Annotated in this window: 13 protein-coding genes; 1 reads left to right on the top strand and 12 read right to left on the bottom strand. The window is 65.2% G+C overall.

All coding sequences use genetic code 11. The features are described from left to right. Window positions 1-31 precede the first annotated feature (31 nt). From shn_RS28875 to shn_RS28860, 4 genes are all read right to left on the bottom strand, one after another. Entirely contained in the window at window positions 32-1,027 is a 996-nt protein-coding gene (locus shn_RS28875) for an ABC transporter substrate-binding protein (RefSeq protein WP_064333972.1), read from the bottom strand. A gap of 333 nt (window positions 1,028-1,360) precedes the next feature. Next, window positions 1,361-2,359 (bottom strand): GTP-binding protein, encoded by a 999-nt coding sequence (locus tag shn_RS28870; protein ID WP_064334051.1) that lies wholly within the window; start codon window positions 2,357-2,359, stop codon window positions 1,361-1,363. Window positions 2,360-2,361: 2 nt separating this feature from the next. Beyond that, window positions 2,362-2,829, bottom strand: a complete 468-nt coding sequence (locus tag shn_RS28865; RefSeq protein ID WP_064333971.1) for a RidA family protein — start codon at window positions 2,827-2,829, stop codon at window positions 2,362-2,364. Between the two features lie 23 nt (window positions 2,830-2,852). After that, on the bottom strand, window positions 2,853-3,614 hold the full coding sequence (locus tag shn_RS28860) for a GntR family transcriptional regulator (protein ID WP_245337495.1): 762 nt from the start codon (window positions 3,612-3,614) through the stop codon (window positions 2,853-2,855). 206 nt (window positions 3,615-3,820) lie between these two features. Here shn_RS28860 and shn_RS28855 point away from each other — a divergent pair, with 206 nt between their 5' ends. Then, on the top strand, window positions 3,821-5,194 hold the full coding sequence (locus shn_RS28855) for a cytosine deaminase (protein ID WP_084438633.1): 1,374 nt from the start codon (window positions 3,821-3,823) through the stop codon (window positions 5,192-5,194). A 141-nt stretch (window positions 5,195-5,335) separates the two neighbouring features. Here shn_RS28855 and shn_RS28850 read toward each other — a convergent pair whose 3' ends face one another. From shn_RS28850 to shn_RS28815, 8 genes are all read right to left on the bottom strand, one after another. After that, window positions 5,336-6,325, bottom strand: coding sequence for an isochorismatase family protein (locus tag shn_RS28850; RefSeq protein WP_064333969.1), 990 nt, complete (start codon window positions 6,323-6,325; stop codon window positions 5,336-5,338). After that, entirely contained in the window at window positions 6,325-6,522 is a 198-nt protein-coding gene (locus shn_RS28845; protein WP_064333968.1) for a 2-hydroxymuconate tautomerase, read from the bottom strand. The genes shn_RS28850 and shn_RS28845 overlap by 1 nt, the downstream gene beginning before the upstream one ends. A gap of 1 nt (window position 6,523) precedes the next feature. Further along, window positions 6,524-7,207: a hypothetical protein gene (locus tag shn_RS28840; RefSeq protein ID WP_064333967.1), complete on the bottom strand. Its 684-nt coding sequence runs from the start codon at window positions 7,205-7,207 to the stop codon at window positions 6,524-6,526. Beyond that, on the bottom strand, window positions 7,204-8,550 hold the full coding sequence (locus tag shn_RS28835; protein WP_064333966.1) for a dihydroorotase family protein: 1,347 nt from the start codon (window positions 8,548-8,550) through the stop codon (window positions 7,204-7,206). The genes shn_RS28840 and shn_RS28835 overlap by 4 nt, the downstream gene beginning before the upstream one ends. Continuing rightward, window positions 8,547-9,437, bottom strand: coding sequence for a dipicolinate synthase subunit DpsA (locus shn_RS28830; RefSeq protein ID WP_064333965.1), 891 nt, complete (start codon window positions 9,435-9,437; stop codon window positions 8,547-8,549). The genes shn_RS28835 and shn_RS28830 overlap by 4 nt, the downstream gene beginning before the upstream one ends. Next, window positions 9,434-10,522: an NAD/NADP octopine/nopaline dehydrogenase family protein gene (locus shn_RS28825; RefSeq protein WP_064333964.1), complete on the bottom strand. Its 1,089-nt coding sequence runs from the start codon at window positions 10,520-10,522 to the stop codon at window positions 9,434-9,436. The genes shn_RS28830 and shn_RS28825 overlap by 4 nt, the downstream gene beginning before the upstream one ends. Window positions 10,523-10,836: 314 nt before the next feature. Beyond that, window positions 10,837-12,276 carry an amidohydrolase family protein gene (locus tag shn_RS28820; protein WP_064333963.1) on the bottom strand — a complete coding sequence of 480 codons (1,440 nt, stop codon included), beginning with the start codon at window positions 12,274-12,276 and terminating at the stop codon, window positions 10,837-10,839. A 112-nt stretch (window positions 12,277-12,388) separates the two neighbouring features. Continuing rightward, window positions 12,389-13,561 (bottom strand): Xaa-Pro peptidase family protein, encoded by a 1,173-nt coding sequence (locus shn_RS28815; RefSeq protein WP_064333962.1) that lies wholly within the window; start codon window positions 13,559-13,561, stop codon window positions 12,389-12,391. Window positions 13,562-13,576 lie beyond the last annotated feature (15 nt).

The raw sequence follows: 13,576 nt of genomic DNA, 5'->3' as shown, positions 1-13,576 counted from the left end.
GCCTAATACATTCGTGCTCGCCACCGTAACCTCACTGAGTCAGAAAGTCGTTCGTATAGAAGGTCGAAGCCGGCTTGGGATCGCCGATGTCCTCGGCGCTGCCGACCAGTTTGAGCGCATCGACGATCGCCTTCTCCTCGATCCAGCCGAGGGGCTTGCCGTCAGCGGGCGCGTGGAGCGATGCCGACGTCGCCTCGATCTGCTGCTGGACGACCTTGTCCGAGGGACCGGCCTGCCAGACCGCCTTGAGCGCCGCGGTCGCGGCCGCCGGGTCGGACCGCGTCATCTCGATCGCCTTAGCATTGGCGGCAAGGAAGCTCTTCAACGCCGCCCCCCTCTTGGCAATGCCATCGTCGCTCGCCACCACCGCCATGCCGGGAATGGCGAGGCCATATTCGGTCATGTCGAGCGTCGGGAACGTCTGGCCGGTCCTGTCTTCGAGAACGGGCAGGTCATTGGTCCTGTAGACGCTGACCACATCGACCTGGCCCTGCAGGAACTGCGGAACCCGCGACTGGGAATCCATCTGGATCTTCGAGACCTTGCTGCAATCCACCTGGTTGATTTCGCAGAAGGCATCGAGATAGGACGTGCCGGTCTCGCCGACCGCATGGGCAATGGTCTTGCCTTCCAGGTCCTTCGGCGTCGTCACCGCCTTGTCGGCATGCGAGATCAGGGCAATCGGCGTTTCCGGCTGGTAGAGCGCTATGATCTTGACCGGCATTCCCTTCTGAATGGCGGAAATGGCGAAGATCCCGGGCAGGATGACGGCGTCTTCCTGGCCCTGGATGAGCGAGCCGAGCGCCGCCTGCGAGCCGGCGCCCTCGCCGAGCTTGAGGGCGACGCCGGCATCCTTGTAGACGCCCTTCTGTTCACCGAGATAAAAGAAACCGTATTCGCCCTTCAACTTCCAGCTGAAACGGACCTTGACCTCCTCGGCCATGGCGCCCTGGCTCGCCACAAGCGTGGCGACGGCGGTTGTCGCGATGAGTGCGGCACCGCGAATGACACGTGTAATGTGCAACATTTCACTCCTCCCTAGCGGACGCCCGCTGGCGTCCAATTGGCTTCATGCCTCATGTCTTCCCCAAGGATCGAACCGGGGCCTCCTACCCCATCAGCTCAATTCTTGATCTCATAGTGTGATCACATTTAAGGATTGTCAAGGGGAGAATCTGCGAGAAATTGCGCGGCATTCCTGCCGATCGACATGCCCGGGCCGGTGGCCCCGTGCATCATCCAATGTTCGGGAATCTCTTGTAAATTTCACGCGCGCCACGCCGCACAATCGCCCGTTGCCGGGCAGGATTGCGCGGGTGTCGGCCCTTTCCGGCAGGGCACGATGAGGCCACTTATCGCCTCACCTTGTCGAGGCAAAAATACTCGGCAACGCGTTTTCAATGGCCGCGCGGCTCAGGTCCCTGGCGATGAACACCAGCCAGCCGCCCGAGGTGCCTTCCGGCCAGCGCGGCAGGTATTCCGGCGGGTAGACGACATGCTGGACCCCGTGGATGACGACGGGGCGGGGATCACCCGCCACGGACAGCAGACCCTTGACCCGCAGGATGGACTGGCCCCGGCTGGCGAGCAGCAATTCCAGCCAGTCGACGAAGGCCGGCCAGTCCACGGGGTCGTCGATATCGACGACGAAGGTCTCGACGCCGGCGCTGTGCCGGCCGCGGAGCGGGACATCGGAAATGTCGAGATGGCGCGGCCGCCGATCTCCGGCCTTTTCGAAGATCTCGCCGGCGCCCGGCATCTCCGCCTTGCTGGAGACGAGCTGGCCGACCGTCGGATTGATCGTGGCGATGTCGTTGCGAAGCGCGTCCAGCCGCCAGGGCTCGGCAAGATCGGACTTGGTCACGACCACGCAGTCGGCCAGCGCCACCTGCTGGACGGCTTCGGCGAACCGGGCGAGCGTTCCCGCGCCCCCTACGCCATCGACCGTGGAGACGATCGTGCCGGCGCGATAGCCGCGTCTCAGCCGCAGGTCGCTCATCACCGCCTGCATGATCGGGGCAGGGTCGGCAAGCCCCGTCGTCTCGACGACGACGCGGCGAAACGGCGCCACCGCCCTGCGCCGCACCATTTCCAGCATATCCGCAAGCGTCGAAACCAGATCGTCCCGCACCGCGCAGCACAAACAGCCCGAGGACAGCAGCACGGCGTCTTCGGACACTTCGCGGACCAGCAGATGGTCGAGGCCGACCTCGCCGAACTCGTTGATGACAACAGCGGTGTCGGCGAAGTCGGGTTCGCCGAGCAGGTGGCGCAGGAAGGTTGTCTTGCCGCTGCCGAGAAAGCCGGTCAGGACATGGACGGGAATGCGATCATCCGAAACGGAAGCGCCGGGCTGCACGGTCAACGGACCTCGAAGATCGCGTCGATCTCGACCGGCACGTTTCGTGGCAGCGAATAGCAGCCGACAGCAGCACGGGCATGGCGCCCCGCTTCGCCGAAGATCTCGACCATCAGATCGGACGCGCCATTGATGACCTTCGGGTGGTCCTTGAAATCCGGCTCGGCATTGACGAAACCGCCCAGCCGGATCACGCCGACGACGCGGTCGAGATCACCGTCCAGCGCCTCCTTGAGCTGGGCGAGGATGTTGACGGCGCACAGGCGCGCCGCCGCCTGCCCCTCCTCGACCGAGAAGTCGGAGCCGAGCTTGCCGGTGAACTTGTCCTTGCCGCCCTCGGCGGGCACCTGGCCGGAAACATAGACCTGGCTGCCATGGCGGCGCGCCGGTACATAATTGGCCAGTGGAGCCGTCGTCGTCGGCAGCACGATTCCGAGGCTCGCCAGTTTGTCGTCGATCTTCCCCGCCACGATGGTTCCTCCCCTGGGAAATGTCAGTAGTCGAATTGCAGTTCCGGCCCATGGGCGAAAGGCAGTTCCAGCCCCTGCGGGCCGGCCACGCTGAGCAGAGCCTTGCAGGTGGTGCGGATGTCGTGGACGATGCCCTTCTTGGCCGCCGAGGCGTTCTTCTCCTTGAGAGCCGCAAGGATATCCTTGTGGTCCGAAGCGTTCCACGGCATCGAGGGTATCAGCAGCGACATGTACATGGTCGGGCCGAACTGCAGCCATAGCGATTCGATCAGCGGCATCAGCACTTCGCTGTCCGCCGCCTCGTACAGCGTGAAATGGAACTTCTGGTTGGACGACAGGCAGTTCAGGATGTCGCGCTTTTCGATGGCGGTCAGAAGCTGCTTGTTTATCGCCGCCAGTTCCTCCACCAATTCGGGACCTGCCTTCTTGACGGCAAGTTCGGTCGCCATGCCTTCCAGCATCTCCCGAATCGTGAACAGCTCGCTCAATTTATCCGGCCGCAGCCTCGGCACGCGGACCGAGCCGCCCTTGGTTTCCTCCAGCGCGTTGGCGGCGACGAGGCGGCTGAGCACCTCGCGCACCGGCATCGGGCTGGTGCCGAGCCCGACGGCCAGCTTGCGCAGGCTCATCACCTGCCCCGGCAGAAAGGCGCCGACCATAAGCCCGCGCCGCATGTAGCGAAGGACATGTTCATGGACATGGCCGCGCGCCGGCTTTTCCGCAGCGCCGCCGTTGACCTCGTTTTCCGGCTTCTTGATCGGCATCCTGTCTTCAGACTCCGTCATCTTGTCTCAAATCCGCGATCCGCCAAAAGGCCTATCCCGCCATGCCCCGCCCGTCGGCCTCAGGGGTTGACAGGTCGGGATTTGTGATCTCACATTGTGATCAATAAACGACTTTTCACAAAACGGCAACCTTTAACTGTGCTGCCGGTCCGCGCCCGAGATCCGAAAGGGAAAGTCGTCCCGCGATCCCCTGGGGAGAATGAGATATGGCTGCAATCGTTTCCGACCAGTCTGCCCTGCGTGCGCAACTCGACAGCGCCGCCCGTCTCGGCCGATACGTGCTGCGGAATGTGCGCCTCTGCGCGGCGACCACGAGAACGGACGCCGCAAACGCCGCAGGCACCGAGTTCTTCCTGGCGGATGCAAGTGTAGAGAAGGGCAGAATATTGGCAATAACGCCTGCCTCTCCTTGCCACGCCGCGGCAAGCGACCCGGACCTGCCTGCCATCGATGCCGGCGGCCGCGTCGTGATCCCGCCCTTCGTCGACTGCCACACGCATCTCGACAAGGGCCACATCCTGCCGCGCACACCCGCGGCGGACGGCACGTTCGACGGGGCGTTGGCAGCAACGCGGTGCGACCGCACGGCCAGGTGGTCCGCCGGCGACCTCGGCAGACGCATCGATTTCGCCCTTCGCTCGGCCTTTCACTACGGCACATCCGCCATCCGCACGCATCTCGATTCGCAGCCGCCGCAGGACGGGGTCTCATGGCCCCTGTTCCTCGAACTCCGGCAGCATTGGCGCGGGCGGATCGCCCTGCAGGCCTCGTGCCTGTTTCCCATCGACATGGCGCGGGACGACGCATTCCTGCGCGCCATTGCAAGGCGGGTCGCCGATGCCGGAGGCGTGCTCGGCGCGGTCGCCTATCCGCTGCCCGACATCGACCGCCTGCTCGACAGGATGTTCCGGGCAGCCGCTGATCACGGACTGGATCTCGACTTCCATGCCGACGAGAGCGCCGACCCGGCCGCCGATGTGCTGCGCCGCATCGCCGACACGGCATTGCGCATGTCTTTCGCAGGCAAGATACTGGTCGGGCACTGCTGCTCCCTGGCGATGCAGGCCCCCCCGGTTGTCGACGCGACGCTCGACAAGGTCGCGGCGGCCGGCATCACCGTCGTCTCCTTGCCGACCTGCAATCTCTACCTGCAGGATCGCAGCAAGAAGGGCATGACGCCGCGCTGGCGGGGCGTCACCCTGCTGCACGAAATGAAGCGGCGCGGGATACCCGTCGCGCTCGCCTCGGACAACACACGCGACCCGTTCAATTCCTACGGGGACCTGGACATGCTCGACACGTTCCGCCTCGGCACGCGCGCCCTTCATCTCGACCATCCCCACGGCGACTGGATCAAGGCGGTTTCCACGACGCCGGCGCAGATCATGCGCCTGGACGGCCATGGCGTCATCGCAACGGGGCAACCGGCCGACCTGGTCATTTTCGAGGGGCGTTCCTGGTCGGAGATCCTCTCGCGGGCGGAGAGCGACCGCATCGTCATGCGAATGGGTTCGCCGATTTCCGCCCCCCTGCCCGCTTACGCGGAACTCGATGCGCTGGAAGGGCTGGCGCCGGCGTGACGGCATCAGGCGCGGCGATGGACCGTCCGTCCGTCGCCGTCATGCAAGTCGCCGCACCAACAGAAAACCCCGCCCTTGTCGGGCGGAGTTCTTTGGCGGTCCCGGCGCCGGGCGCTGCCCGGTCCGGTTGTCTCTGTGCGATCAGGCCGTTGCGCCGACCTGATAGAGCTCCACCTTCGTGCCGTCGGGATCGGCGATGTAGATCGTCAGGCCATAGGGGCCGTCGTGAAGGTCGGTATAGTAGCGGACGCCGGCTTTCTTCAGCTTCGCATCCATGGCGCGCACATCGTTGACCTCGAAGGCGATATGGTCGAGCTGGCGGTGCCCGCTCGCCTTGCCGTGGATGAGGGCGATCCCCTGATGGAAGGCGGTGAACGGCCGGCCGTCGGCGAGCGGCTTGGCCGGACGGATCGTGAAACCCAGCAGGTTGGTGTAGAAATCGACCGAGGTGTCGATATCGTCGACCATGATCAACTGGTGGCCGTAGTTCGTCACGCGCGGCTCGACCTGTTCGCCGATCCAGTCGAGCACTTCGGACGAGGGAGCGATCTCGCAGAAATACTGCTTCCACACCTGCTTGGCCGTCGCCTCCCAGTCGGCATTCACCCCCGAGATGCAGTCATCGACGGCGATGACGTCGAGGTCGCGCAGATAGGCTTCGCGGATGGAGGTTTCGACGCAGGCATTGGTGGTCGCCCCCGTGACGAAGAGATGCTGCGTGCCCAGCATCTTCAGCATCATCTCGAGGCGCGTCTCGTAGAACGCGCCGAAGCGATGCTTGCGGATGACGAAGGCCGGATCGAAATCCGCAAGGTCCTTCAGCTCGTCGATGATCTGCTCGTCCCAGCTTCCGGCGAGCGCGGAAACCTGCTTGCGGCGCGCGGTATGGCCGAGCAGTTTCTTCCTGGCGCGGTTGTGGTCGACCGCGAAATGCTCCTGCATCGTCCAGATCACCGGAATGCCCGTGTCCTGGCAGCGCTTGATGAGCTTGGCCAGCGGCGGCACGATGGATGACAGCCGCCTGGTGTCGACGCCCGAAATGCCGAGCGTTCCCTTCTCGTGGATGAAGGCGTTCTGCAGGTCGATGACCAGAAGCGCCGACTTGCGATAGTCGAGAGTTTCAAGACCCATCACTTGTGCTCCACCATGTCGATGCCGAGCACGCCGCTGCGGCCCCAGCTGTCCTTGGGGGTCTCGTGGATCACCACGTGCAGGTGATCGGGCTTGCAGGCGGCCTCCTCGACCATGGCCTTGGTTATGGCCTTCACGAGGTTGCGCTTCTGCTCGACGGTGCGCCCCTCCCACATTTCGACGACGACGAATGGCATGCTATGTCTCCTCTCCTTCAGCAGGCGTTGCGCCAGAGGCCCAGACGGGCACAGCGGACGCAAAGCCCGAAACCAGATCGTTGTTTGCCCGGTCGGCGCCGGAGAGCAGCCATAGCGGGCGGTTCGAATAGTTCACCAGGACCTGCTCTTCCATGCAGGCCCGGTTGGCCGGATGCGCGGGATCGCGCACGAAGCGGCTCGTCGCCGGCATCAGCCGGATCACGTAAAGCGGTTCGGCGTCTTCAAGGCCGCAGAGCATTTCGGGCCCCATCGCCTCCAGCGGGACGGCCCGGGGCACCGGATCGTCGCCGGCGACGGGCACGAGCACCACGGCGCCGGCAAGCGGCGCGACCGGCCAGTACCGGCCTTCCCGGCGCGCATCCAGAAACGCGCGGTATCGACCGGCCTCGGCAAACAGCTCGCTGTCCCAGAGGATGATGTCGGCCCCGAGGACGCGCCGCGCCGCATCGAGGACAGGGGCGCTTTCGCACAGTTCGAGGAAGGCCCACGGATCGGTCAAGGCGATGCCGTGGCCCCAAGGGTTGTGGATCCCCGACAGCCTCTCCTGGCGGATCGACGCCTTGCGGCCGACGATCCTGGCGACGGCCTCGCGCACCGACAGTCGCGCCGGTGTCAACGGGATCCGGCCGGCCAGGTCGAGGTGATCGGGGATCGCCATGGTCATGCCGGCACGGTCACGCAACGGCCGCGGCCGTAGTGCCGCGCGTCGACGGCGCCGTTCTCATAGACGACCTCCCCGCGCGCGACCGTCATCACCGGCCAGCCCTTCAGTGTCCAGCCCTCGTAGATGCAGGTGCCCTTGCCCGTGTGCTCGACCGTGCGCTCCTCATCAAGGTCGACCAGAACGAGGTCCGCGTCGAAGCCGACGTCGATATGGCCCTTGCGCGGCCAGAGACCGAAGCGGCGCGCCGGATTGAACGAATTGAGCTCGACCAGGCGGCTGAGCGGCAGCCCGCGCTGGTGCACGCCGAAGTGCAGCATCAGCGACAGCTCCCAGGGGAAGCTGACGACGCCGGGGAACTCCGTCCAGAGGTCCTCGAGCTTCTTGGGCAGGAACGGCACGTGATCGGTGCCCAGGCTGTAGACCGAGCCGTTGAGCATACCGGCCCACAGGCCTTCCAGCTCGTTGCGGTCGCGCAGCGGCGGCGAGATCTTGGCGCGCATGTCGAGATCGTCGTCATAGCAGGTGCGCGTCAGGTAGTGCGGGCAGGTTTCCACCGTGACATGAATGCCGCGGGCCTGCGCCTCGGCAGCGAGGACCGGCCCCATGCCGACCGATGTGTGCACGAGATGCAGCGAACAGCCGGTCTTCTCGGCCAGGAAGATCATGCGCCGGATCGTTTCGACCTCGCAGAAGGCCGGGCGCGATTCCGTATAGGCGCCGAGGTCCTGGCGGCCGGTCGCGGCGATCTCCTTCTTGATCCACGAGGCGATCTGGGTGTTCTCGCAATGGACGTTGATCACCGCGCCAGGGATCTTCGACAGGATGCGCATGGCGGCGTAGACCCAGCCGTCGGTCGCCGGAACGATGCCGATCGGGTTGTCGGGCTCGTAGCCGAAATAGCACTTGAAGGACTTCACGCCGGTCTTGGCGACGATTTCGGGGATTTCGGCGATATGCTCCTCGCGCTGGATGCCGAAGTGGAAGCCGAAATCGATGACCGCATTCTCCTCCCCGAGCGCCTTGCGCTCCTCGTAGAACGGCAGGTAGGATTCCTTCAGATTGCGGATATAGAGCAGTGCCGTGGTCACGCCGCCGGACGCGGCGGCGGCCGTCTCGGTCCGCATGTCCTCCGGGAACGGAAACTTCACGCCGAGATGGCAATGCGGATCGATCAGGCCCGGCATCAGGACGCGGCCCTCGGCGTCGATGGTGCGGGTGGCGTCCGGCAGGACCTCGTCCGCGCCGGTCAGCACGATCTTGCCGTCCTTGACGGCGACCCCGCCGAAATACTCGCCGTCGTGGCGAACCACGCGCGCGTTCTTGATGACCAGATCCGCCTTCATTGCCCTTGCTCCAATATGCCTTCGATACGCCTGCTGATGCCGGTCCACTGGCTGCGTCCCACGGTGATCGGCGCCCGCGCGCCCATGCCCCGGGCCCAGACCGCCTTCAGCCCGAGTTCACCGGCCGCTTCGCGGTCGATCGTGCCCGGCGGGGCCGCCACATCCACCAGAAGCGCATGCTTGGGCAGCATTTCGAGCTGCTCGCGCTCCATCAGGCGCTTCGGCACGCTTCCGATCACGATGTCCATCCTGGGCAGGAATTCGGGCAACTCCTCCAATGTCAGCGATTGCGCGCCGGCCGCATAGGCAGCGGCACGCTGTACCGGATTTCGCGCCGCGACATGGACATGGGCGCCGAGCGCCACCAGCGTGCTGGTCAGCAACGAGCCGATGGTGCCCTGTCCCACGAGCATGACGTTCGACTTGTGGATCGTGATCTGCGTGTTCTCGATGATCACCTTGAGCACGCCCTCGACAATTGCCGGGCCGCGCAGCAGCATCAGATCGACGTCCCACTCATATTCATGCAGCGTGATGCCGAGCGCCTCGCAATGCCCTTTCAGATTGGCGTCGGCCCAGCCGAGGATGATGTGGCCCGGCGTGTTCATGCCCGCGAGCATGTCGCGTGTCGGAATGATCTTCTCGGGGCACTTCGGCGCAAACAGCGCGCCCTCCGCCGTGATGCCGGGGATCGGGAAGAGGGCGATATCCGCCCCCTTGAGCGCATCGGCCGCATCCCTGGCATGGTAGACGCCTTCGATGCCCTCGTCCGGCCAGGGGAAACCATAGGCGCGCACGGTCGCGCCGGCCCGCAGGGCGCAGCGGGCGATTTCCTGCTCGCGGGCATCCCCCGCGACGACCGCGATCACTGTGTTCTTCCAGCTCATTTCGCCCTCACCTTCTCGATCACCTGATCCTTGCTCATCCCCGCAATGCCCATCGCCTCGGCGGTGCGGCCGCCCTCGCGATAATTGGCGCCGACCGCGATCTGCGCCAGGCTGTAGAGGGAATGGGCCACCGGCGTCTCGACGCCGGCGATCCGCGCGAATTCGAGGAACGGCAGGAGGCCGTGGCCGAAATCCTCCTTGTAATAGCGATACTCCAGGGAATCGGGGCCCTTGATGCGCTTGTTGGCTTCGCCCCCGGCGATCGCCGCCCGGTAGTCGCTGGTGTCGACCACATCGGCCTCGACCGTGCCGAGAAGCTTCATCTCCTCGATCAGGTTCGGCAGGTCGTGCCCGAAGGCCTTGGCGACCGCCAGCCGTTCTTCGTCGAGCTGCTTCATGACGCGGGCGACGCCGGGCGTCATTGCATCGACATAGAAGGTGAAGTTGCCGCCCGTCGCCTCGACCCATGCGGCCGCCAGCACTGCGCCCGGTGGATGCAGGACCATGTTGACGTTGGAAAGATCCGAAGCGATGACATCGGCGACGGGATCGAGGCCTGGGAAGAGCTTCCCGGCGATCTCCAGAACCTCCGCCCCGCCCTTCAGGGCCGCCGCCTTGAGCCGCTTGGCACGGCCGGAAACGGTCACGCCGTCCGGCCGATACTTGCGCGCCACATAGGTCAGCGTCGAGAACTCGACCACGGCCGGCGCCGGACGCCCGCTGCGCGAGAAGGTTTGCGCAAACTCCAAAGCGCCGCCGGTATGGCCCGGATTGAGGACGACGGGGCTGGACGAAGGCCAGCCTGCGGCGGCGAGCGCGGCGGCGATCGGCGAATGCGAGAAGGTCGGCAGGGCCACCACCGCGACATCGACGCCCGCGATTGCCGCCTTGAGGTCGGTGGTGATCAGCGCCGGCCTGGCAATGCCCTCGCCGAGCTTGCCTTCATGGGCGACGCCGCCTAGTTTGATATGCGGCTCGAGCGTTTCCGCCGATCTCGCCCAGAAATGCACGTCGTGCCCGGCCTGGACCAACTCCGCGACCGAGGCTGCCCCGCCCGCACCCGCGCCTAGTACTGCTACTTTCATTGTCTCCTCCGGGGGACGGTGCGGCTGGAAGACCGCCCGACCCTATTGCTGAAACGGGTCTCATGTCCCGGTTCCAGCGGGTTGCTCCTCAACAACTTTGATCACACTTTATGATCACATATAGAATTGTCAAGCGGGAGAACCGCCGCGGCAAGGCCGACGCGGCTTTCCCCTTCGGCCGGCGCTCGCCGTGCCTTTCTCCAGATCGTCCGACTGCCCGGGGAGGACTGCTCCGCCGGCACCGGCCGGTCTCTCAAGCAGCCCTTCGAACGCAGTTCGTTCGACCGTCGAACGCCGGTCAGGGATGACCCGCCTCAGTTTCCTTCGTCGTACAGCGTCGTGGTCGTCTCGACATTCCCTTGGTGAAGCCCGGCCCGCACCACCGCGGCGGCCGCAAGTTCCCGGGCCTTGCTGCGGATCGCCGCCTCGTCGACGCCCTGCACCCTGCCATCGGCATAGAGTGCCTTGCCGTCCACCCAGGTCTGCGCGATCGATGCGGTCGATGCGGAGAAGACCAGCGCCTGCAGCGGATCGTAGAACGGCGTCCACTCGATATGGTCGAGGTCGAAGAGAATGAAGTCCGCCTTCTTGCCCACTTCGAGCGAGCCGATTTCGTCGTCCCACATCAGGGCCCGCGCGCCCTCGATGGTGGCGGCGCGCAGCGCTTCACGCGCGGTAAAGACATCGGGTTTCAACCGCGCATCCTTGAACATGCCTGCCACGACCAGCATCTGCCGCATGAGGTTCATGTTGCCCGCCGCCGACACGCCATCGGTTCCGAGCCCGACCTTGACGCCGGCCTTGACCATTTCGGGATACTTGCCGATGGACGTCGCGCCCTTGCCCAGCTTGAAGGACGAGCACGGGCAGAAGGCGACGCTCGCACCCCGCTCCGCCAGCAGCCTGACCTCGTCATCCGAAACCGCCGCGCCATGGGCGATGACGAGATTCTTGCGGATGCCGCCGGCCTGGTCGACCCGGGTGATCGGCCAGCAGCCATACTTGCTCTCGCAGACCTTGGCCTCCTCGATCGAGGTCGCCAGATGGTAGGTCGTGCCGACGCCCAGCTTCTCGGCCAGCGCGACGGCGCCGACATGCAGTTCGAGGCTGCAAGGCTCCTTGCCCTCGATGTTCACCCAGCAGCGGGCGCGGCCGTCGAGCGTGTTGTTGTAGCGCGTGACGCACTCCTCCAGCACCTTCAGCGCCGTCTGCGCGTCCGGGAAGAAATGATGCTCGGCCATTTCCTCGGTCCAGCCGCGCGGCAACTCGGCCGGCCGGTTGTCGGCGGCGTGGCGGCCGGTGATGCCGCGGATGCCGGTCTTTTCCATCGCCCGGATGACGATGCCGGGATCGTATTGCGAGCCCATGTCGAGGAAGCAGGTCGTGCCGCACCGGAGCATCTCGGTGATGCCGAGCAGCGCGCCCCAATATTCGTCCTCCTCCGTGATGAAGGCGTAGAAGGGTTTGGCCCAATGGAAGACCCAGGCGCGCGTGTTGAGATTGTCGGGGAAGACCGCACGCGACAGGGTTTCCGACAGATGGACGTGGCTGTCGACGAAGCCCGGGCACATGCCCAGCATCCTGCCATCGATCACCTTGTCGAAAGCCCTGCCCTGGTGGCGCGTCTTCACCTCGTCCGCCGCGCCGATGTCTGCGATGCGGTCGTTCTCGATCACCACGCTGGCGTTGCGCAGCACCGTGTCGTTCTTGTCGACCGTGAAAGCGAAGTTCAGATTTTCAATCAGCGTGCGCATGCGGCTCCACCCAATGCTCTACCAAGATTCCGTCCCGATCGCCCGCCGTGCGAGACGGCGGGCGGAATGCGCGGCTGCCGGACAGGAGACCGGCCAGCCGCCGTTCGTGCCTTCAGGCGACCGCCTGCGCCTTCATGCCCCGTTTGGCCGTGCCGCAGACGATGAGCTTGTCGGTGTCGGTGTAATCGGACAGGAGTTCCGATCCGTTCGACGTCACGAGCAACATGTCCTTGTTCTGCATGCCAAAGCCGTAGCCGGTGTTGTAGCAGAGCGGCTCGAAGCCGAGGACCATGTTTTCCTCCAGCGGCGCATCGCTGCCCGGCTTGCCGAGCACCGGCGTGAGGCCGAGATAGGGATCCTCATGGAGATGAAGGCCGATGCCGTGGCCGACGAAGGAGATCGGCGGCAGGTCGAGCTTGGCGAGCTTGGCGATGAACGCGTCGTAGATCGCGCGGCAGCTCGCGCCCGGCTTCACCTTCTCCATGATCTCGTACTTGCACTCGACCAGATGGGCCCAGATCTTGTCGGCCATGGGCGGCGCCTCACCGACGATGGCCGTCCGGCACACGCCGGCCTGGTAGCCGTCGATGACGGAGAAGATCTCGACGCGGCAGACATCCCCGCGCTTGAGGATCCGGTCGGACGGGCCGACATTCGGCAGCACGCTGCGCTCGCCGGTGGCGACGATGAGGAGCTTGAAATGCTCCGCGCCAAGCGAATAGACGTTGCGGGTCAGGTGGCCGGCAATGTCCATTTCGCTGTCGCCCGCATCCACTTCCGCCAGCGCATCGGCAATGGCCTGGTCGGCGATGCGCGAGAGCCTGCTTAGCAGCGCGATCTCCTCGACCGTCTTGATCTGGCGCAGCCGCGCGAGGATCGGTTCGGCGTGCTCGAACCGGGCGCCGGGCATCGCTGCGATCAGCCGGGCGAAATCGCCCGCGGGCAGATAGTCCATCTCGAGGCCGATGCGCGCCTTCGCAAGGCCGAGACCGGAGAGCTGGTCCGCCAGGACCAGCATCGGATCGTCGGAAAACTCCGCCCAGATGCGCGACGGCACGTCGGGCAGGCGCCGCTTGATCGTCGACGCTTCCATGTCGACGCCGAAGATGGCGCTGCGTCCATCCGCCGTGACGATCGTCATCGCGTGGCGATGGCGGATCAGCGGCTGCGACGGTACCACGAAGCCCGTCGTATAGGCGAAGTTCTCAGGCGACGAGCAAATGATGGCATCGAGCCCATGCTCCGCCATGGCCCTGACCTGTTTTGCAACGATTTCTGCCCGCATGTTCTTTCCTCTCTC

It is taken from the genome of Shinella sp. HZN7 (assembly GCF_001652565.1).
Lineage (GTDB): Bacteria > Pseudomonadota > Alphaproteobacteria > Rhizobiales > Rhizobiaceae > Shinella > Shinella granuli.
The sequence above is the reverse complement of the archived record's forward strand: the minus strand, read 5'-3'. Positions and strand labels throughout refer to the sequence as shown.

Coding starts and splice junctions, on each gene's coding strand:
- shn_RS28845 (WP_064333968.1), bottom strand. CDS start 6,522: ATGCCATTCGTCGTCGTCGAAATGTGGGAGGGGCGCACCGTCGAGCAG.
- shn_RS28840 (WP_064333967.1), bottom strand. CDS start 7,207: ATGACCATGGCGATCCCCGATCACCTCGACCTGGCCGGCCGGATCCCG.
- shn_RS28815 (WP_064333962.1), bottom strand. CDS start 13,561: ATGCGGGCAGAAATCGTTGCAAAACAGGTCAGGGCCATGGCGGAGCAT.
- shn_RS28835 (WP_064333966.1), bottom strand. CDS start 8,550: ATGAAGGCGGATCTGGTCATCAAGAACGCGCGCGTGGTTCGCCACGAC.
- shn_RS28855 (WP_084438633.1), top strand. CDS start 3,821: ATGGCTGCAATCGTTTCCGACCAGTCTGCCCTGCGTGCGCAACTCGAC.
- shn_RS28830 (WP_064333965.1), bottom strand. CDS start 9,437: ATGAGCTGGAAGAACACAGTGATCGCGGTCGTCGCGGGGGATGCCCGC.
- shn_RS28875 (WP_064333972.1), bottom strand. CDS start 1,027: ATGTTGCACATTACACGTGTCATTCGCGGTGCCGCACTCATCGCGACA.
- shn_RS28820 (WP_064333963.1), bottom strand. CDS start 12,276: ATGCGCACGCTGATTGAAAATCTGAACTTCGCTTTCACGGTCGACAAG.
- shn_RS28850 (WP_064333969.1), bottom strand. CDS start 6,325: ATGGGTCTTGAAACTCTCGACTATCGCAAGTCGGCGCTTCTGGTCATC.
- shn_RS28860 (WP_245337495.1), bottom strand. CDS start 3,614: ATGACGGAGTCTGAAGACAGGATGCCGATCAAGAAGCCGGAAAACGAG.
- shn_RS28825 (WP_064333964.1), bottom strand. CDS start 10,522: ATGAAAGTAGCAGTACTAGGCGCGGGTGCGGGCGGGGCAGCCTCGGTC.